General features: G+C 62.8%; 17 protein-coding genes. 7 read left to right on the forward strand and 10 right to left on the reverse strand.

Translation table 11 applies throughout. The features are described 5' to 3' along the window. Positions 1-130: 130 nt before the first annotated feature. The 3 genes from AC07E3_RS20340 to AC07E3_RS20350 are packed head-to-tail and all read left to right on the forward strand — an operon-like array spanning position 131 to position 2323. On the forward strand, positions 131-1123 hold the full coding sequence (locus tag AC07E3_RS20340) for a glycosyltransferase family 2 protein (RefSeq protein ID WP_478364470.1): 993 nt from the start codon (positions 131-133) through the stop codon (positions 1121-1123). After that, entirely contained in the window at positions 1116-1925 is an 810-nt protein-coding gene (locus AC07E3_RS20345) for a ChbG/HpnK family deacetylase (RefSeq protein ID WP_478364472.1), read from the forward strand. The genes AC07E3_RS20340 and AC07E3_RS20345 overlap by 8 nt, the downstream gene beginning before the upstream one ends. Further along, positions 1922-2323 carry a GtrA family protein gene (locus AC07E3_RS20350; protein WP_478364474.1) on the forward strand — a complete coding sequence of 134 codons (402 nt, stop codon included), beginning with the start codon at positions 1922-1924 and terminating at the stop codon, positions 2321-2323. Before AC07E3_RS20345 ends, AC07E3_RS20350 begins: the two co-directional genes overlap by 4 nt. Positions 2324-2395: 72 nt before the next feature. Here the strand turns inward: AC07E3_RS20350 and AC07E3_RS20355 are convergent, their stop codons facing one another. The 3 genes from AC07E3_RS20355 to AC07E3_RS20365 form a co-directional block, all read right to left on the reverse strand. Next, a complete protein-coding gene (locus AC07E3_RS20355) occupies positions 2396-3886 on the reverse strand; it encodes a glycosyltransferase family 39 protein (RefSeq protein ID WP_478364476.1) in 1491 nt (496 codons plus the stop codon). Positions 3887-3977: 91 nt separating this feature from the next. Further along, a complete protein-coding gene (gene rpsD / locus AC07E3_RS20360) occupies positions 3978-4595 on the reverse strand; it encodes a 30S ribosomal protein S4 (RefSeq protein ID WP_223004223.1) in 618 nt (205 codons plus the stop codon). Between the two features lie 212 nt (positions 4596-4807). Further along, on the reverse strand, positions 4808-5008 hold the full coding sequence (locus AC07E3_RS20365) for a hypothetical protein (RefSeq protein ID WP_322339252.1): 201 nt from the start codon (positions 5006-5008) through the stop codon (positions 4808-4810). A gap of 114 nt (positions 5009-5122) precedes the next feature. Between AC07E3_RS20365 and AC07E3_RS20370 the strand changes: the two genes are divergently transcribed. Next, positions 5123-6034, forward strand: a complete 912-nt coding sequence (locus AC07E3_RS20370) for a LysR substrate-binding domain-containing protein (protein WP_336065190.1) — start codon at positions 5123-5125, stop codon at positions 6032-6034. 58 nt (positions 6035-6092) lie between these two features. Here AC07E3_RS20370 and murI read toward each other — a convergent pair whose 3' ends face one another. From murI to AC07E3_RS20390, 4 genes are all read right to left on the reverse strand, one after another. Then, the gene (gene murI, locus AC07E3_RS20375) at positions 6093-6884 is read right to left on the reverse strand and encodes a glutamate racemase (protein ID WP_065817629.1); all 792 of its coding nucleotides are present in this window, start codon (positions 6882-6884) and stop codon (positions 6093-6095) included. Between the two features lie 2 nt (positions 6885-6886). Further along, complete coding sequence (locus tag AC07E3_RS20380) at positions 6887-7675, reverse strand: RNA methyltransferase (protein ID WP_336065193.1); 789 nt, start codon at positions 7673-7675, stop codon at positions 6887-6889. A gap of 49 nt (positions 7676-7724) precedes the next feature. Next, positions 7725-9851: a DUF294 nucleotidyltransferase-like domain-containing protein gene (locus AC07E3_RS20385; protein ID WP_478364479.1), complete on the reverse strand. Its 2127-nt coding sequence runs from the start codon at positions 9849-9851 to the stop codon at positions 7725-7727. Positions 9852-9948: 97 nt separating this feature from the next. Further along, a complete protein-coding gene (locus AC07E3_RS20390; RefSeq protein WP_478364481.1) occupies positions 9949-10725 on the reverse strand; it encodes an NAD(P)H-dependent oxidoreductase in 777 nt (258 codons plus the stop codon). 94 nt (positions 10726-10819) lie between these two features. On the opposite strand from AC07E3_RS20390, the gene AC07E3_RS20395 reads away from it, so the two are divergent. Continuing rightward, positions 10820-11683 (forward strand): LysR family transcriptional regulator, encoded by an 864-nt coding sequence (locus AC07E3_RS20395; protein WP_478364483.1) that lies wholly within the window; start codon positions 10820-10822, stop codon positions 11681-11683. Between the two features lie 5 nt (positions 11684-11688). Here AC07E3_RS20395 and fabF read toward each other — a convergent pair whose 3' ends face one another. Both fabF and AC07E3_RS20405 read right to left on the reverse strand, forming a co-directional pair. After that, positions 11689-12963: a beta-ketoacyl-ACP synthase II gene (fabF, locus tag AC07E3_RS20400; RefSeq protein WP_478364485.1), complete on the reverse strand. Its 1275-nt coding sequence runs from the start codon at positions 12961-12963 to the stop codon at positions 11689-11691. A gap of 112 nt (positions 12964-13075) precedes the next feature. Then, complete coding sequence (locus tag AC07E3_RS20405) at positions 13076-13507, reverse strand: MarR family winged helix-turn-helix transcriptional regulator (protein WP_336065203.1); 432 nt, start codon at positions 13505-13507, stop codon at positions 13076-13078. 150 nt (positions 13508-13657) lie between these two features. On the opposite strand from AC07E3_RS20405, the gene AC07E3_RS20410 reads away from it, so the two are divergent. Both AC07E3_RS20410 and AC07E3_RS20415 read left to right on the forward strand, forming a co-directional pair. Continuing rightward, on the forward strand, positions 13658-14869 hold the full coding sequence (locus tag AC07E3_RS20410; RefSeq protein WP_336065205.1) for an NADP-dependent isocitrate dehydrogenase: 1212 nt from the start codon (positions 13658-13660) through the stop codon (positions 14867-14869). A 120-nt stretch (positions 14870-14989) separates the two neighbouring features. After that, positions 14990-15976, forward strand: a complete 987-nt coding sequence (locus AC07E3_RS20415; RefSeq protein WP_336065207.1) for a glycerophosphodiester phosphodiesterase family protein — start codon at positions 14990-14992, stop codon at positions 15974-15976. Here the strand turns inward: AC07E3_RS20415 and alaS are convergent. After that, positions 15954-18617: an alanine--tRNA ligase gene (gene alaS / locus AC07E3_RS20420; RefSeq protein ID WP_478364487.1), complete on the reverse strand. Its 2664-nt coding sequence runs from the start codon at positions 18615-18617 to the stop codon at positions 15954-15956. The genes AC07E3_RS20415 and alaS overlap by 23 nt on opposite strands. Positions 18618-18867: the final 250 nt, after the last annotated feature.

Genomic DNA, 18867 nt, shown 5'->3' on the forward strand with positions numbered 1-18867 from the left:
GCATGGGCACGCCTCTGTCGGTACATGTGATTTCGCGCCTTCCTATCAGAAGCCTTGCAGCAAGGCGACTTAGCGAATAGGCATTTTCAACTTTCAGCGGGCATAACACGGTTCGAAGGAGATTGCGCGCGTGGCCAAACGGCTCGACATTCTAGTTCCCTTTCTCAACGAAAGGGAAAGCGTTGCCGGGTTCAGTGCCCTGGCGGGCGACCTTGCCGCGCAGGTCAGGGAGCGGTTCGATCTCGACACGCGGTTCATCTTCATCGATGACGGCAGCACGGATGAAGGAGGCGCGCTTTACGGCGAGCACATGACGGGCAACTGGTCGCTGATCACGCTTGCGCGCAATTTCGGCAAGGAAACGGCCATCCTCGCCGGTCTCGACCATTCCGAAGGCGACTATGTGCTCCTCATGGATGCAGACCTTCAGCACACGGTGGATGTCGCGCTCGACATGATCGGCCGCATCATCGCCGATCCCGATCTCGACATGGTCTATGCCGTGCGATCAGACCGCGCCGAAAGCCGCACGCTCGGGCGCTATCTCGCCAACGGGTTCTACTGGCTGATCAATATGGGTCAGCGCTACGAAATTCCGGCCAATGCCGGCGATTTCCGCGTCATGACCGGCCGCTTTGCCACGGCACTGCGCCAGTTGCGCGACCAGCGCCGCTTCAACAAGGGCCTTTATGCCTGGACCGGGTTCAAGCAGGAGCGCATCCTCTACAAGCCTGCCGAGCGGCAGGGTGGCGAAAGCAAATGGTCGCGGCGGCGGCTGATTGCCTTCTCGCTGGAAGGCTTCACCTCCTTCTCCGTCGTGCCGCTGCGCATGGTGTCGCTTTTCGGCACCGGGGTTGCGGTGCTTGGCTTTCTCTACGGAATCAAGATCCTCCTGGAAGTGCTCTTCACCGGCGTCGCCGTGCCCGGCTATCCGAGCCTGATCGTCGCGGTGCTCGTTCTGGGCGGTCTCAACCTGGCCCTCACGGGCCTTGTCGGCGAATATGTCTGGTCGGCGCTCAGCGAGGCGAAGAACAGACCCAATTACATCGTCAAATCCATCACGGGCTCCGATGCCGCGCCCCGTGCGAAGCCGGGCAAGACGCGCAAGGCGGCCCATGGCTGATCCCGGCACGCGCTCGATCTGGCTGATTGCCGACGATTACGGCTTCTCACCCGGTGTCAGCGAAACCATCCGCACGCTGCTTGAGGCGGGTCGCCTGAGCGGCACGGGCTGCATGACGCTGTTCGACGACTGGCGGGATCATGCGCGCGCCCTGGCGGCGACGGATGGCCGGTTCGTGATCGGCATGCACCTCACCCTCACGGACTTCCCCGCCCTTTCCACCGGCCGGACCATGCCGGACCTGAAGCGGCTGCTCACCGACCACGACGTCGAGGCAATCGGCATGGAAGCCAACGCACAGCTTGCCCGCTTCCGCGAATCCTTCGGGCGCGATCCCGACTTCATCGACGGGCACCAGCACGTTCATTTCCTGCCTCCCGTGCGGCAGTGGCTTGCAGGGCGTTTTGCCGATCTTCCGCCCGAAAAACGCCCATGGCTGCGCGGTGCGCCGACCCTGCGGGCAGCGCCTGCTCTCGTAAAGGCAAAGGTCATCGTCGCCCGCCTGCTGGCCCGCGGCTTCGGTGCCGAGATGCGCCGGCATGGCTTTGTCGTCGAAGGACCGCTCTGCGGCTTTTATGACTGGCGCCGGCCCGGCGCCTTTGCCCGCGCGCTCGATCTCTTCATTGACAGGGCGCCCGATGGCAGCGTCGTCATGTGCCATCCCGGAACAGTGGACGATGTTCTGCGCCGGCGTGACGTGTTCACCGATGCCCGCAATGAAGAGCGCGACGCTCTTGCCTCGGAAGATTTTCCGCAGCGCCTTGAAAGTGCGTCGCTTCGCCTGAAACGAGCCGCGTCATGACCGAAGAGGGAAACCGCGGGCTTTCGACCAAACTCAGCCGCTTTGCAATTGTCGGCATCCTGAACACGGTGATCGACTTTGCCACCTTCAGCGCTCTTGTCGCGCTGTCATTTCCGGCACTGGTCGCCAATTTCCTCGGCTGGGCCGTCGCCGTGATCTTTTCCTTCGCGATCAATTCACGCTGGACATTCGAGCGCGGGGAACGTTTCAGCCTGCACAGGGCGTTTGCGAAATTCGCCGTCAGCGGCAGCATCATCTCGCTCGGATCGTCGACCCTCGCGGTCTATCTCCTGCCGCCGCTGACGGGCCTTTTCGCCGCCAAGCTCATCGGCATTGTGATCGGCGCGATCCTCAATTTCTTCGCTGCCCGCTGGTCCATCGAAAACCGGGTAATTTGAAGCGGTTTTGGGCGAAACGAGAGGGTTTCGTCTCGAATTCCGTGAAAACAGAGCTTTTTCGGGAAAAGCGAATTACGTGCCGAAACCGGCAGGCGGCACGAAGAAAACACGCACTGTCCAGCGTCGTTCTCCACCAAACCCGGGGACGGTCAGATCCTGTGTATCGGCCCCACCGCGCGACAGTTCCAGAGCCTGGGCAAAGCAACCTTTCTGGCCATCGAAACAGGCAATCGCCATGCCTTTCACGGCCACATCCTCGGGCGTAATCCACGGTGTCAGTGCGTAGGAATTCGCCTGCATCGAGTAGGGGCGCGACGGGGCATAGAAGGTCGTGCCGCTGGCCAGAATCTTGTCTCCGGCAACATAGGCGAGTGGTGTGTCGTAGCGGGCATTCCACGCATTCTCGATCTCACCGGCAAGTGCACGAACCGGGACGTCGTTATAATGCGAGGTGTTCTGCGCCTCCTGCGCATAGATGAGCGGCGACAGCGCCAGAAGACAGGCACCGTAGAGCACGACGGCAGCGGGAATGGCAGGTTTCTGCGCTTCCAGGCGCCCGGGTTTCACAAGCAGGATGAGGAAAATCGGTGCCGAAAAATAAAGCGGCAGCGCCCAGACCGAACTGAACTGCACGGTGAACACAATGCCGAGAAGAAGCGTGAGCGCCAGCGCGCCGAACCCGGTCCATAAGAGCGCCCGCCCCGCCAGTGTCTCCCGCAGGGCAAGGAACGGTCCGGCGTCGAACCAGGGGCCGCGCCCGTTGCGCAGGATCGCGATCAGAAGAACAAGGACAACCGGCAGAAGATAGGCCAGCAGGGCAGCCAGGAACCGGGGCGTGGATGTCACTCCGATAAGCGCCGACCCGTCTCCCTGCTCGGAAACGTAGGTCAGCGGCAGAAAATCGTTTCTGAACAACCAGAACAGATGGGGCGTGATCAGTGCAATGAAGACAAGACTTGCCACCCAGACGCCAGGCTTCAGGAGCAGCGAGCGCGCCTCTCGGTCGAACAGGACATGAAGGCAGATGGCTCCCAGAAGCGCTGCTGAAAAATATTTGATCAGCATTGAAGCAGCGGCAAGGGCACCGAGAATCACTGCATCGGTGAGGCGGCGCTTTTCCAGAAAGCGCAGATAGAACCACACCGTCGCCGCCCAGAACGGCAGCATGGCCGAATTGGCGTTGTACTTGATGGCGAGAAATGTGACCGGCGGCAGAAAGAAGAAGAGTGCCGTCGCCAGGTAGGCCCGCCACGGATCGAGAAACCGCACCGCGATCCGCCAGCTCGCAAACATGAGCGCCGCGCCGTTGACCGCCGACAGGAGATAGTAGGCCCAGTCGACGTTTGGGAACACTGCAAACCAGGCTGCCGTGATCCAGGCGAAGAGCGGCGGATGCTTGTAATAGCCCTGCTCCCAGGCGATGCCCCAGGAGTAGTTTTCAAGCATGTCGCCAAAACCGTCGAGATTAAGCTGGGTCAGGCTGGCATAGACCGTCCACAAGGCGACGAAGAAGGCCAGCAACAAGCCCATTCGCACACTGGACGCCCTGGCCAGTCCTGTCATGACAGTACCCCGCGAAACCCGTGAAAGACAAAAAAGAAGGCGCCCGGCCAATGGCAGGACGCCCCCTTTCCGAATTACCTGCCGAAAGGTATCAGCGCGAGTAATACTCGACAACCAGGTTCGGCTCCATATGCACCGCATAGGGCACGTCGGAGATCGAAGGCATGCGCAGATAAGTGGCGACCATCTTGTTGTGGTCGACTTCCACATAGTCCGGCACATCGCGCTCGGCGAGCTGCACAGCCTCCAGAACGATGGCGAGCTGCTTGGACTTTTCCTTGACCTCGATCACGTCACCGGCCTTGCAGCGGTAGGACGGGATGTTGACGCGGCGGCCGTTGACCAGAATGTGGCCGTGATTCACGAACTGACGCGCAGCGAAGATCGTGGGAACGAACTTGGCGCGGTAGACGATGGCGTCGAGGCGGGACTCCAGGAGACCGATCAGGTTCTCGTTGGTGTCGCCCTTGCGGCGGTTGGCCTCGTCATAGGTCTTGCGGAACTGCTTTTCCGAAATGTCGCCGTAGTGGCCTTTCAGCTTCTGCTTGGCGCGCAGCTGCAGACCGAAGTCCGAGAGCTTGCCCTTGCGGCGCTGACCGTGCTGGCCGGGGCCATATTCACGACGGTTGACCGGGGACTTCGGACGGCCCCAGATGTTTTCGCCAAGACGGCGATCGAGTTTGTACTTTGCGGACTGGCGTTTGCTCATCGCATTCCCTTTCACATCAAAAACCCCGGAGCTAAGACTCCGGACGAAGGAAACGCGCCCTCCTCTGGCTTCCGTTTTAGAAACCTGACAGGACATGCCGCGCACGCTGATGCGGCCTTGCCCACGGGACACGTTAAAAAGCGCGGCAGCCAGAAGCCATCGCGCTTGTGCGGGGTCAATATGGGAGACCGGCGCACTTGTCAACCGAAACGCTAATACAGATAGCGTTTGGGATGCAGGGGGCGAACATCCGTCAGCCCGACATCGTGATGCATGGCCTCGGGGATGTCCCTTGGGTCGATTCCGCGCACACCGGAGCGCCTTCTGCGCGCGCCCAGCTTAGTGGCCCATTTCAGGAGAGAACGCCAGAGCGTCGCGGCCTCATTGGCATCATGCAGGAAAACGTGTGTCATTGGACTTCCCGACCTCTCATAGAAAAGCTGTGTTGATTTCCTGGCCGAATGTCGTTCTTCTGAAGCCGGAATTCCAATCGAAAGACGGCCGGGTATCATAAGGAGATTTTATCCATGTCCGGTGCACTCCTTCCGCCTCTGGCAGCGGTGCGCGCCTTCGAGGCGGCATCACGCCATGGCAGCTTTACAAAGGCCGGCGAGGAACTGGGCATGACCCAGGCCGCCGTCAGCTACCAGATCAAGATTCTGGAAGACCGGATCGGCACGCCCCTTTTCGTGCGCCGGCCGAGACAGGTGACCCTGACGGAGACAGGCCAGCGGTTTGCGCCGGCCGTCAGCGACGCCTTTGAACGGCTTTCTGCCGCCTATGCCGACGCGCGCGGGATGATGGAAGGCACCTTCACCATCAGTACGGCGCAGACCTTCGCCACCAACTGGCTTGTCGAGAACATTGACGCCTTTCAGGAACTGCACCCGACGCTATCGGTGCGGCTGGAAACAACCCAGCGGCTTGCAGCCTTCAACACCGAGGATGTCGACGTTGCCATTCGCGGCGGGCACGGCCCCTGGCAGGGGCTGGAGCGCCACCTGCTTGTCGAAGCCGACTTTACGCCGATGCTGAGTCCGCGCCTTGCAGACACCATTGGCGGCATCTCAACGCCGGAGGACCTGCTCAAACTTCCCCTGCTCGACCTTGGCGACCCATGGTGGACCATCTGGTTCGGCGCGATCGACATCAAGATCGACAGCGACGACCGCCCCCCTATGGCCAAGCTCGGCGGACAGAGCATGCTGGCACGGGCAGCCATTGCGGGACGCGGGGTGGCGATGCTCACTCCAGCGCTCTACCGAACGGAGCTCGAAGCCGGGCTGTTGCTAAAACCCTTCGAGCGCACGGAAGCGGACGGTCTCGGGTATTGGCTCGTCTATCCGGAGGGGCGGCGCAACGCACCGAAGATCCGCGCGTTCCGCGACTGGATTCTAAAGTCCTTGCGGGAAGAAGAGGCGGGCCGGAAGAGCCGTTGACCACAACAGACCCGCAACAATGCATGTGTGCCGTAAGCGCTGGCGCGCAGGCGGCGGGTCAGCGGGCGATGAAACCGAAACCGGTGACGAGGCGGCGGTAGCCTTCAACCGGCGCGCCGGAGGTGAAATGCGCGATGTCCTGGCCATTCCCATCTGAAGACGGGGCCGGCAGATCTGCCGAAAGGGCGAGTGCGCGCCTTGCAATTGCCTCGGAGGTGTCGATCCAGTCCACCGGCCAGGGGGCCGTCTTTCGCATGCGATTGACCAGAAACGGATAGTGCGTGCAGGCCAGCACCACAATGTCGGTGCGCTTTCCATCCTGCTCCACGAAACAGGGCGCGATCTCCCGCTCGACGGCCGTCTCGTCCACATGCCCCTCGCGCATATACTGCTCGGCAAGGGCGGCGAGATTTTCGCTGCCAACCAGCCGCACATGGCACTTTGCCGCGTAATCTCGGATCAGATCGCGCGTGTATTGCCGCTTGACCGTGCCGGGCGTGGCGAGAACGGAAACCAGCCCTGATCGCGTCCGCTCTGCCGCCGGCTTGATGGCCGGTACCGTGCCCACGAAAGTTTCACCGGGAAACGCCTCGCGCAGCCTGTGAATGGCGAGGGTGGACGCCGTGTTGCAGGCGATGACCGACATGACCGGCCGATAGGTCTCGAGAAGCTCGGCGAAGAGGCCGACCATGCGCTCAAGCAGAGCACCCTCCTCCCAGGCGCCATAGGGAAAAGCCGCGTCGTCGGCCACATAGACATAGGGCCGGCGAGGCAGAAGAATGCGCGCTTCCTTGACCACCGACAGGCCGCCAATGCCCGAATCGAAGAAGAGAATGGGCCGGGTTTCCATCGCTACCCCCGGTCCGGTGCGCCGGAGCCACGCGGATTCTTCGGCGAGAATTTTTCCAGCGAAGTCAAAACCCCACGCAACACCGCAAGCTCCTCCACGGTGAAGCCCGGCCGCGTGAATAGGGCGCGCAGGTTTTCCATCATCTTCGGCTTCTTGTCCTCGGTGCGAAAATAGCCGCGCTCGTCCAAAACCCTGTCGAGATAGCCCATCAGGCTTTCGATATGGAGCTTTTCGGCGGGCTCGAGCGTGCTGTCGGGCGGACGGACGGCCTGATCGCCCGTCTTGATCCATTCATATGACATGAGGAGCACCGCCTGCGCGATGTTGAGCGAGGCAAAGGCGGGATTGACCGGGAAAGTGACGATCTCATCGGCGAGCGCCACCTCCTCATTGGTGAGCCCCCAGCGCTCACGCCCGAAGAGAATGCCGGTTTTCTGACCCGCGGCAAACCGGTTGCGAAGATCCGCAGCAGCCTCGACGGGACCGCGCACGGGTTTGAAATTGTCGCGCGGGCGCGCCGTCGTCGCCAGGACGAAATTGAGATCGGCAACCGCATCTGCCGGTGCTTCGAAGACCGTTGCCGCGTCAATCACGTGATCGGCCCGGCTCGCCGCCGCGCGCGCCTTCTCATTCGGCCAGCCGTCCCGCGGGCTGACGAGCCGAAGCTCGGCCAGGCCGAAATTGGCCATGGCGCGTGCCACCATGCCGATGTTCTCGCCCAGTTGCGGCTCCACCAGAATAATCGCCGGGCCTTCCGCGAGCATGTCCTGCTGTTTGTCTGTTCCTGCCATGATGGGCTGCTGTTACCCGCTTCACGCGCCGTGGTAAAGCACGCATTGCTCAGTTTGCGAACATGGCGCTGCGCACGAGTTCGGGAATGATCGCAACAGTCCTGAGGGCGTCCTTCAGCGTTTTCTGCTGGCCTGAAGCGAGCCGGTCGACAGCGATATGGTTGGAGAGCGGAATTCCGGCGGCGATGTCCTCCACCTGCTGCTCGAGCACCCGCGCAATGAGAAAACGGTGAGCATCGCGCAGCGCAAGCAGATCGCTGCGCGGCATCGCCGGCAGTTCGGCCAGCGCCTCCAGCCGGGCGCGGGTCGATGCATGCGGCAGATGATGGCGAATGGCCAGTGCCCTTGCGAGTGCCGCTATGGGAAAAAGGCCGTGCAGTTTCAGGTCCAGGCGCCCGTTTTCCTGCCGGAAGCCGCCGAAAAGCGTGAAAGGACTGCCGACATTGCGCACGCTTTCGCCCAGCAGCTTGGCGAATTCGACACGCTCTGCACCCTTTTCCCAGGCATGGGCAGCCAGAGCGGTGACCAGCGCTTCCTCACCGTAGACCGCCCGGAGATCGTAGAAGATATCGACGTTGAGAAGGTCCTGCGGGCGCGCTTTGGCGACCCAGGCGTCAACGCGCGCCCGCCAGGTTTCCACCGAGCCGCGCCAGGCGGGATTGCGGGCCATCACGCCGCCCCTGCAAAGCGGTATTGCCGCCGTGTGCAGATAATCGGTGAACTTTTCGGCAAAGACCGCAAACCATTTGTCTTCAGGCCCGCCGGGAGCCCCCTCGGCGAAAATCACTGCATTGTCCTGATCGGCGGCCAACAGGCTTTCGCCACGGCCTCCCGAGCCCAGAACCATGACGGCGTAGGAGACCGGCGGCGCACCATGCCCGTCCGCCTCCATTTCCTGCAACGCCATACGGCAGGCGTTCGCCGTGATGGAGCACAGGATGCTGGAAATAATCTCGGCAATAATGCGCGCATCGATTTCCTCGTCGAGAAGCGCAGAAGCGATGACTGCGACGCGTGACCAGGCCCCGGCGAGATCGGCCGGCGTCGTGGCATTCTCGATGCGCGCCTGAAGATCGACGGCAGCGCCTGCCCGGAATTTTAGAAAATCGCGGGCCGAAATCACGCCGGACAGATGCCCCTTGCTGTCGGACACCGCCAGATGGCGGATCTTTTCCCGGCTCATCAGGCCGAGCGCCTGATAGAAGAAGGCATCGCCCTGAACGGCGATCACCGGTTTTGAGGCAATTGACGAAATCCGCCCGGCAAGCATCTCCCCTCCTCCGGACGCAACCGCCCGCAGCACATCCCGCTCGGTAACGATCGCATATTCGGCGACGAAGCCACCGGGCCTCCCGTCTGCAGAGAGCAGCAGGGAGCTGATCCGGTGTTTTGCCATGAGGCGGGCGGCCTCCAGCACTGCCATGTCTTCATGCGCGACAACGGGCTCGCCCGTGGCCGCTTCACGAACCCGGTGGCGGAAGGCATAGGGATCGATGGCTTCAAGCGCATGGCTGGGTGCGCCGGTGCGGCGCAGGAAAGGCTCGCTCCAGCCGGCTTCCGCCTGCTGGCGCAGGGCCTGCGACCGCAGGCTCGAGGCGCGCTCAGCCTCGGCGACCGTTCGGATGCCGCGTTCTGCGAGATGAGGCGCAAGCGCGATAAAGATCTCGCCGGCAATGCGCGCATCCGCCGTCGCCGTGTGACGGCCTGACGTATCCACTTCCAGCCACGCGGCAATCGCTTCCAGCGAAGCGTCGGGCAGGTGCGGATTGACGAGACCGGCAAGCATGCGCACGCAGAGCGTTCGCGGGGCCTGCCAGAGGAGCCCTGCCCTGTGGGCCTCTCTCTCCAGAACAGCCAGATCGAAGCCAAGCGCATAGCCGATGAGCAGACGGCCTTTGCGATACGCTTCGAAACGCGGCCAGGCATCGGCAAATCCCGGTGCCGTGCGCAGCATCTGGCCGGTGATGCCATGAATGGCAGTGGAACGCGGCGGGACGGGGACGCCAGGATCGACCAGTGTTTCGAACGCATCGCCCGGCTGCAGGCGCCCATTCACCAGTGCCACGCCGCCAAGCTGCAGGATACGCGCTTCCCGAACATCGAGCCCGGTGGTCTCGGTGTCGAATGCCACCGCGTTGGCGGCGATCAGAGGCGTGGCGTCCGTGACGGGTCTCACGACGGGGTCCCTTCATTGAACTGATGAAACTGTGCATCAAAAGCAGCGCTGTTTCACGCCGGAATAGCGCGTTCGGGACCAAAGTCTGAGGCGGGCGCTACTGAAGCGCCCGCCCCGTGCGAAAGCGCAGTGCGCCGTCGACAGGCGCCCCCGGTCTGGGCAGGCCGGTTTCGTCCCAGTCATTCCAGCCCGGAAAAGGCAATGCCGCCTCCTGCGGCAATGTTTCAAGCCGGGCTTCCCAGGCGGCGCGACTGGTATTGAGCCGGACCGCCTTCTCCTGATCGTCGTCATACCGGTAGCCATGACCCGCCACACCGAAGGTGAGAAAAGGCGGCAGGACGGAGAAGCCCATATAGTTGAGCGAGTAGTGGATCGGCCACAGAAGCAGTTCGATATCGCCGCTGCGTCCACCCGGCGCGAAAGATGCCTCGGGCGCACCGGTGGTGACGGAAAGCACGGCGCGCTTGCCGCGAAAAACACCGCGATCATATCGCTTCGATCCGCTGTAGAGCAGGCCGTTGACGAAGACGCGATCGAACCAGCCCTTGAGAATCGCCGGCTGGGCGTGCCACCAGAGCGGAAACTGGAAAATAACCAGGTCCGCGCGCTCGATACGCGCGATCTCGCGGCAAACGTCGGCGGGAAGTGTGCCCTTCTGGCCAGCATGGCGCTGCTCGGCAAGTGCCGCGAAATGCTCCGGGTCGAGGCGATCCGCATAGTGTGAAGCGCGTTCGACCGGGTCGAAGGCCTCGCCATAGAGATCCGAAACCTCGATGGTATGACCAAGCGTTTCCAGCCGCGCGGCGGCAGCATCCTTCAGCGTGCCGTTGAAGGAGGCGGGTTCGGGATGGGCGAATACGATCAGCACGTGCATCGTTCGGCTCCTGCATTGTGTTTGGTCTGGAGAGGACCTAGGCTGTTTGTTTCTGCAATTCGATTGGCAAAAATTGAAAGCCGCGCTTGCAAAAATGAAAGATGAACTTGAATGGAACGATCTGCATCTTGTGCTGGCCGTGGGACGGGCGGGCTCACTGACGGGCGCGGCCAAGGCGCTTGGCCTCAGCCATCCAACGGTGTTCCGCAGGCTTGGCGAGCTGGAACGGCGCATCGGCGTGACGATGTTCGAACGGTCACGCCACGGCTACGCGCCGACCGTCACGGGTGAAGAAGCGATCGCGGCTGCCGGGCGTATGGAGGCGGAAGTGCACGCGCTCGAGCGCGAGGTTATCGGGCGCGATCTTCGCCCGTCCGGCGCGGTGAGCGTGACCACCACGGACACGCTTTACGAATGCTGCCTCGCGCCCATCCTGGCCGATTTTTGCGAACATTATCCGGACATCGAGCTGGACGTCGTGCTTTCGAACAGCGTTTTGAACCTGACCGAGCGCGAGGCCGATATCGCCATCAGACCGGCGAACCAGCCGCCCGGCCATCTCGTGGGACGCAGGCTCGGCCTTGTCCGCCAGTCGATCTATGCGCGGCGCGGCCTGCTCGACGCACCCTGGCGGGAATCACGGCTGGGATGGGTGGGCCCCGGCCGCCATATGGGCTACGCGGCGCTTGAAAGCTGGATGGCGGATGAACGGCTTTCGGAGCGCTGCCGGATACGCGTGAACACCACGCCCGGCATGTTGAGCGCGGTGAAGAACGGCGCCGGGCTTGCCGTCCTTCCGGATTACGCGGCCGCAGATGATCCCGATCTGGAATGTGTGGAAGCGGTCCCGGCACTGGATGTGGATCTCTGGCTTCTCACGCACCCCACATTGCGGCGCGCCGCGCGCATCCGCGCGCTGATGGACTTTGTTGCCGGCGCCACGCGGAACCGCTTCTGAAGCGCTTATGGCGCAGCGCTGAAGACAAGCGCCGCGTTGACGCCGCCAAAGCCGAAGGCGTTGGACAGCACATGGCGCAGCTTCCTGCGACGCGGCGCACCGGCCACGAGGTCGAACCGCGCGGCGGCTTCATCCGGGTTCTCCAGGTTGAGCGTCGCCGGCACGACGCCGTCGCGGAGGGACAGCACGGAGAAGATCGCCTCGATGGCCCCGGCAGCTCCCAGGAGGTGACCGGTCGCCGACTTGGTGGAGGCGATGGCAAGTTCTCTGCCACGGTCGGCAAACAGGCTGTCTATGGCCGCAATCTCCGCCGCATCGCCCACCGGGGTCGATGTGCTATGAGCGTTGATGTGGTCGATATCGTCTGGCGTCAAACCGGCCATGGAAAGTGCGTGGCGCATGGAAACGGCAGCGCTGCGCCCCTCGGGGTGACCGGCCGTAAGGTGATAGGCGTCCGCCGTGGTGCCGTAACCGGCCAGAATTGCCAGCGGGTTGGCCCCACGGGCGCGGGCGTGGCTGAGACGCTCGATGACCAGCATGGCGCTGCCCTCGGCCAGAACGAAACCAGCGCGATCCCGGTCGAAGGGGCGCGATGCCTTTTCGGGTGTTTCGTTGTAGCTCGTGCACAGCGCGCGGGCGGCTGAAAACCCACCGACGGAAATGGGGTCGATGGAGCCCTCGGCCCCGCCACACACAACCACATCGGCCTCGCCCGTCATGATAAGACGCAGGCCATCGCCGATAGCCTGTCCAGCCGCAGCACAGGCCGTGACCGGCGCACCGATGGGACCGGTGAAGCCATACCGGATCGACACCCAGCCAGCGGCGAGATTGGCGAGAAAGGCGGGAGCCGTGAAGGGTGAGAGGCGTCGCGGACCCCTGGTGAGAATGGTCTCCACTGCCTCTGCCATGAGCGGCGAACCGCCCACACCGCTGCCAATCACGGTGGCCGTGCGGGCGCGCTCCGCCTCGCCCTGGGGCGTCCAGCGGGCCTGTTTCAGCGCTTCATCCGCGGCGGCAAGGCCATACTGGATGAAGCGGTCCATCTTCTTGATGTCCTTCGCGTCGATGTGATCGCGCGGGTCGAAGCCATGCGGGTCACGATCCCTGGGCGGCACAAGGCCGGCAATGGTACAGGCATAGGCGCTGACATCGAAGCGGTCGTTGCGGACAACGCCGCTTTTGCCTTCGAGCAGACGCTGCCAGTTTGTTTCCACACCGACACCAAGCGGGCTCACGGCCCCCATGCCCGTCACCACCACGGGGTCATTCTGCGTCATGAGCTTTCTCCTTTGATGTATCTACACTAGTGTATTTACACTATATTGTTCAAACGATGTCTGCCATTCTCAGTGGCACGCATGTTCAGACGTTCACGGGGGCTCAGACAGCTTAACCGGCGGTAAGCTGCTTCAGCGCGGCCAACACCCGGTCGCTGTCATCTTCTCCGAGGAGCGCGCGAACCTCTGCCTGAGCGCTGCGCCAGTGCGGGACAAGTTCTTCGACCAGCGCCGCTCCCTTCCCGCTCAGCAGGAAGCGGCGGCCATTGCCCTTTAGCGCCGGCTCGGTCCGCACCAGTCCCCTGCGCACCAGCAGCTCCAGATTGCGCAACAGCGTGGTGCGGTCCATTGCCACCCGCTCGGCCATGCGGCTGACCGGCTCGTCGCGCCCGGCTCGCAACACCATCAGAACCGAGAACTGGATGACCGAGACACCGTAGGGTTTGAGACGTTCATCGTAACGCCGCGTCATGGCGCGGGCGGCCATGACGGTGTTCAAAAGCAGGCAATCGGCCATGTTGTATCTGGAGGGATCGCGTCTCATGCCGACACCGTACAGTGTAACTACACGGCGTCAAGTGCAAAACAAGCCTCCCCCGCTTTGCGCTTTCAACAAGGAATGCTATAGGGCAGCCGACCTTTGCGTGGCCTCTCCTTGCCGCGCCGTTTCACACCACAATTGCGGAGCTTTTTCATGGGTAAGATCAAGGTGGACAATCCGGTCGTCGAGCTCGACGGCGATGAGATGACGCGGATCATCTGGCAGTTCATCAAGGAAAAGCTGATCCATCCCTATCTCGACATCGATCTGAAATATTACGATCTCGGCATCGAGGCGCGCGACGCGACCGACGACCAGATCACCGTCGATGCGGCCAACGCAATCAAGGAATACGGCGTCGGCGTGAAATGCGCGACCATCACGCCGGACGAGGCGCGCGTCGAGGAATTCGGCCTGAAGCGCATGTACCGTTCGCCCAACGGCACGATCCGCAACATTCTCGGCGGCGTGATCTTCCGCGAGCCGATCATCATGAAGAACGTTCCGCGCCTGGTTCCCGGCTGGACGCAGCCGATCATCGTCGGCCGTCACGCCTTCGGCGACCAGTACCGCGCCACCGATTTCAAATTCCCCGGCAAGGGCAAGCTGACAATCAAATTCGTCGGCGAGGATGGCGAGACCATTGAGCACGAGGTGTTCGACGCCCCCTCTTCCGGCGTGGCCATGGCCATGTACAATCTGGACGATTCCATCCGCGACTTCGCCCGCGCCTCGATGAACTACGCACTGATGCGCAAGGTGCCCTGCTATCTCTCCACGAAGAACACGATCCTGAAGGCCTATGACGGTCGCTTCAAGGACATCTTCCAGGAGATCTACGAGACCGAGTTCGAGGACAAGTTCAAGGAAGCCAAGATCACCTATGAGCACCGCCTGATCGACGACATGGTCGCCTCGGCGCTCAAATGGTCGGGCGGTTATGTCTGGGCCTGTAAGAACTACGACGGCGACGTGCAGTCCGACACCGTGGCACAGGGCTTTGGTTCGCTCGGCCTGATGACCTCGGTGCTGATGACGCCGGACGGCAAGACGGTGGAGGCCGAGGCCGCGCACGGCACGGTGACGCGCCACTACCGCCAGCACCAGAAGGGCGAGGAAACCTCGACCAACTCCATCGCCTCGATCTTCGCATGGACGCGTGGCCTTGCCCACCGCGCCAAGCTGGACGACAACAAGGAACTGGCGAAGTTTGCCGCCACGCTGGAAAAGGTCTGCATCGACACGGTGGAATCCGGTCACATGACCAAGGATCTGGCGCTGCTGATCGGCCCCGATCAGCCCTGGCTCTCGACCACCGGCTTTTTGGACAAGATCGACGAGAACCTGCAGAAGGCGATGAGCTGAGCCCCGCTTCAAAGCGAGCAATCGAGGCCGCGGAGCAATCCGCGGCCTTTTTTCTGCCCGCAATCGCCGTCCATGGGTTGCGGTCCACACCGATTCTCAACGGCCTTCCCGGAGCTTTCGATGCGCAAGCGGTTCCTTCTTCCTCTTCTCGCCCTGTCCGGCCTTTATTTCTGGAACGCCTCATGGCTCGCCGACGCTCCGGAAACGCCGCAGCGCTTACTCATCTCCCATCGCGGCGTGCACCAGACATATCATCGCCAGGACCTGACAGCCGAAACCTGCACGGCAGAGCGCATTTACCCGCCGCAGCACGCATTCATCGAGAACACACTGCCCTCCATGAAAGCGGCGTTCGAAGCGGGTGCGGATGTTGTGGAGCTGGATGTTCATCCCACCACGGACGGGCTTTTCGCAGTGATGCATGACTGGACGCTCGACTGCCGCACCGACGGGAGCGGTGTCACCCGAACGCATGACATGGCCACGCTCAAAAAGCTCGACGTCGGCTATGGCTATACGGCCGATGGGGGAAAGTCGTTCCCGCTACGCGGCAGGGGCGTCGGCATGATGCCCTCCCTGCGAGACGTGTTTGAGCAGTTTCCCGAAGGGCGCTTTCTGGTGAATTTCAAGAGCCGCGATGCAAAGGAAGGGCAGCAGCTTGCCGGAATGCTTGCAGCCAATCCACAATGGCGGGACCGCGTCCTGGCGGTCTATGGCGGCGATGAACCCGTTGTGGAGGCAAAGAGGCAAATCGCCGATCTTCCGGGCTACGGCAAGAAAGGCGCCATGAAGTGCCTTGGTCTCTATGCCGCGCTTGGCTGGAGTGGCTACGTACCGGCAGAGTGCCGCGACACGCTGGTTCCAGTGCCAGCCAATTTCGCCCCCTGGCTCTGGGGCTGGCCGAACCGGTTTCAGGCCCGCATGCGCGAGGTCGGAAGCCGGATCATCCTGCTTGGTCCGGCGAGCCTCGACGACCCCGGATCAACCGGGATCGACAGTCTCGATCAGCTTGAGCTGATCCCGCCGGATTTCTCCGGCTATGTATGGACAAACCGGATCGAGACGATCGGACCGGCGCTCAGGGTCAACCTTCCATCGCAGCCTTGACGGCGGCGATGGCCTCGGCGGCTCTGGCCCCATCCGGACCACCGGCCTGCGCCATATCGGGGCGGCCTCCGCCGCCCTTGCCGCCGATGGCGGCGGAGGCGACGCGGACAAGATCGACCGCGCTAAAGCGCTCGATCAGGTCCTTGGTGACGCCCACCACGACACTGGCCTTGCCCTCTTCGGAGGTTCCCACAAAGACCGTGACGCCGGAGCCGAGCGATGCCTTGCCGTCATCGGCCAGCGGTTTCAGGTCTTTTGGCGAAATGCCATCGACCACGCGCCCCATGAAGCCGACACCGGCGACCGTTTCCGTTCCGGCATCGGATGCGCCGGAACCGCCGCCGCCAAGCGCTAGCTTGCGCTTGGCTTCGGAAAGCTCGCGCTCCAGCCTGCGGCGTTCTTCCAGCACGCTCTCCAGTCGTGCGGGCACATCAGCGGGCGCAACCTTGAGCGCGCTGGCGGCAAGCTTCAACTGCTGCTCCTGCTGGCCGAGATAATGCCGCGCGGCATCGGCCGTCAGCGCCTCGATGCGGCGTACGCCCGAAGCGACAGCGCCCTCGGAGACAATGCGGATCAGGCCGATGTCGCCGGTGGCTCTCACATGTGTGCCACCGCACAGCTCCAGCGAATAGGTCTTGCCGGCCTTGTCCCCCTCGCGCGCGGTTCCCATGGACACGACCCGAACCTCATCGCCATATTTCTCCCCGAACAGGGCCATGGCACCGGCTTCGATCGCCTCGTCGACGGCCATGAGATGGGTCTCGACCGGCGCATTCTGCAACACGATGGAATTGGCGATGTCCTCGATGCGGGCGAGTTCGTCGTCCGAGATGGGCTTGGGATGCGAGAAGTCGAAGCGCAGGCGCTCGGGCGCCACGAGCGACCCCTTCTGCGCCACATGCGTGCCCAGCACCTCGCGCAGCGCCTCGTGCAGAAGATGCGTGGCCGAGTGGTTGGCCCGGACGCGCGCACGGCGGGCGTGATCGACCTTTAGCGCAACGACGTCACCAATCCCGACGCGGCCGCTCTCGATGCGGCCGAAATGAACGAGAAGCCCGTCGCCCTTCTTCTGGGTGTCGGCCACTGCTATGGAAAAGCCCTCGCCGGTGATCACGCCGGTGTCTCCCACCTGGCCACCGGATTCGCCATAGAACGGGGTCTGGTTGGTGACAATGGCCACTTCATCGCCATCGGCTGCGTGATCGACCATCGCGCCATCGCGCACCAGCGCGGAGACCACGCCTTCGGCTTCCTCGGTCTCATAGCCCAGAAAATCGCTGCCGCCGGTCTTGTCCTTGACGGCGAACCAGACGGCCTCGGTGGCCGCTTCGCCGGAACCGGCCCAGTTTGCGCGGGCCTCGGCCTTCTGCCGTTCCATCGCGTCATTAAAGCCGCCGAGATCCACATGGATGCCGCGCTGGCGCAGCGCATCCTGCGTCAGATCGAGCGGGAAGCCGTAGGTATCGTAAAGCTTGAAGGCGGTTTCCCCATCGAGCAGGTCGCCCTCGCCCATCTCGCTGGTGGCGTCGGACAGCAGTGTCAGGCCGCGCGCCAGCGTCTTGCGGAAGCGGGTTTCCTCAAGCTTCAGCGTTTCGGTGATGAGCGCCTCGCCGCGCACCAGTTCCGGATAGGCCCGGCCCATCTCGCGTACCAGCGCCGGCACGAGACGCCACATCAGCGGGTCCTTCGACCCGAGAAGCTGCGCATGGCGCATGGCGCGGCGCATAATGCGGCGCAGCACATAGCCGCGCCCCTCATTGGACGGCAGAACGCCATCAGCAATCAGAAAGCTGGACGCCCGCAGATGATCGGCAATGACCTTGTGGCTCGCATGCTGCGCGCCTTCTGCGCGCACACCCGTCGCCTCCTCGGAAGCGTGGATCAGGGCACGGAAAAGATCGATGTCGTAATTGTCATGCACGCCCTGCAGGACAGCCGCCACGCGCTCGAGCCCCATGCCCGTGTCGATGGAGGGCCGCGGCAGGTCAACGCGCTCGTCCGGCGTCACCTGCTCGAACTGCATGAAGACGAGGTTCCAGATCTCGATGAAACGGTCGCCGTCCTCATCCGGGCTTCCGGGCGGACCGCCGGGAATGTGGTCGCCGTGATCGTAGAAAATTTCCGAGCACGGGCCACAGGGGCCGGTGTCCCCCATGGCCCAGAAATTGTCACTCGTGGCAATGCGGATGATGCGGTCGTCGGGCAGACCGGCAATCTTCTTCCAGAAGCCGGCCGCCTCTTCATCCGTGTGATAGACCGTGACCAGAAGCCGTTTTGGATCGAGGCCGAACTCCTTCGTCACAAGGTTCCACGCAAGCTCGATGGCGCGGTCCTTGAAATAATCGCCGAAGGAGAAATTGCCCATCATCTCGAAGAAGGTGTGATGGCGGGCCGTGTAGCCGACATTGTCGAGGTCGTTGTGCTTGCCGCCGGCGCGCACGCATTTCTGCGCCGTTACCGCCCGGTCATAGGGCCTTGTCTCCAGCCCGGTGAACACGTTCTTGAACGGCACCATGCCGGCATTGGTGAACATCAGGGTCGGGTCGTTGCGCGGGACGAGCGGGCCGGAGGCCACGATCTCGTGTCCGTTCTTCTTGAAATAGTCGAGAAAGGTCGACCGGATGTCGTTGACGCCACTCATGATTCAGCCTTTGCGAGAAGCCCGCCCAGACAAGCGGGGAACAGAAGCCCGCCTTTTAACGTCAGCGCCCGGGCCTGTCCAGAAATCCCGTCAGCATAAGGCCACACAGGTGGCTGACGCCGGCTTATAAAAAAACACCGCCAGCAGGTGGCGGTCAGACCACTGACAAACCCCGTCGATTTTCGGCGGGGTTTTGTTCAAGTGTGTGCGGTTTCTGGTTTTTGCCTGTCAGGAACAGGCGTCATCAGGC

The sequence above is a fragment of the Nitratireductor lacus genome (assembly GCF_056431025.1).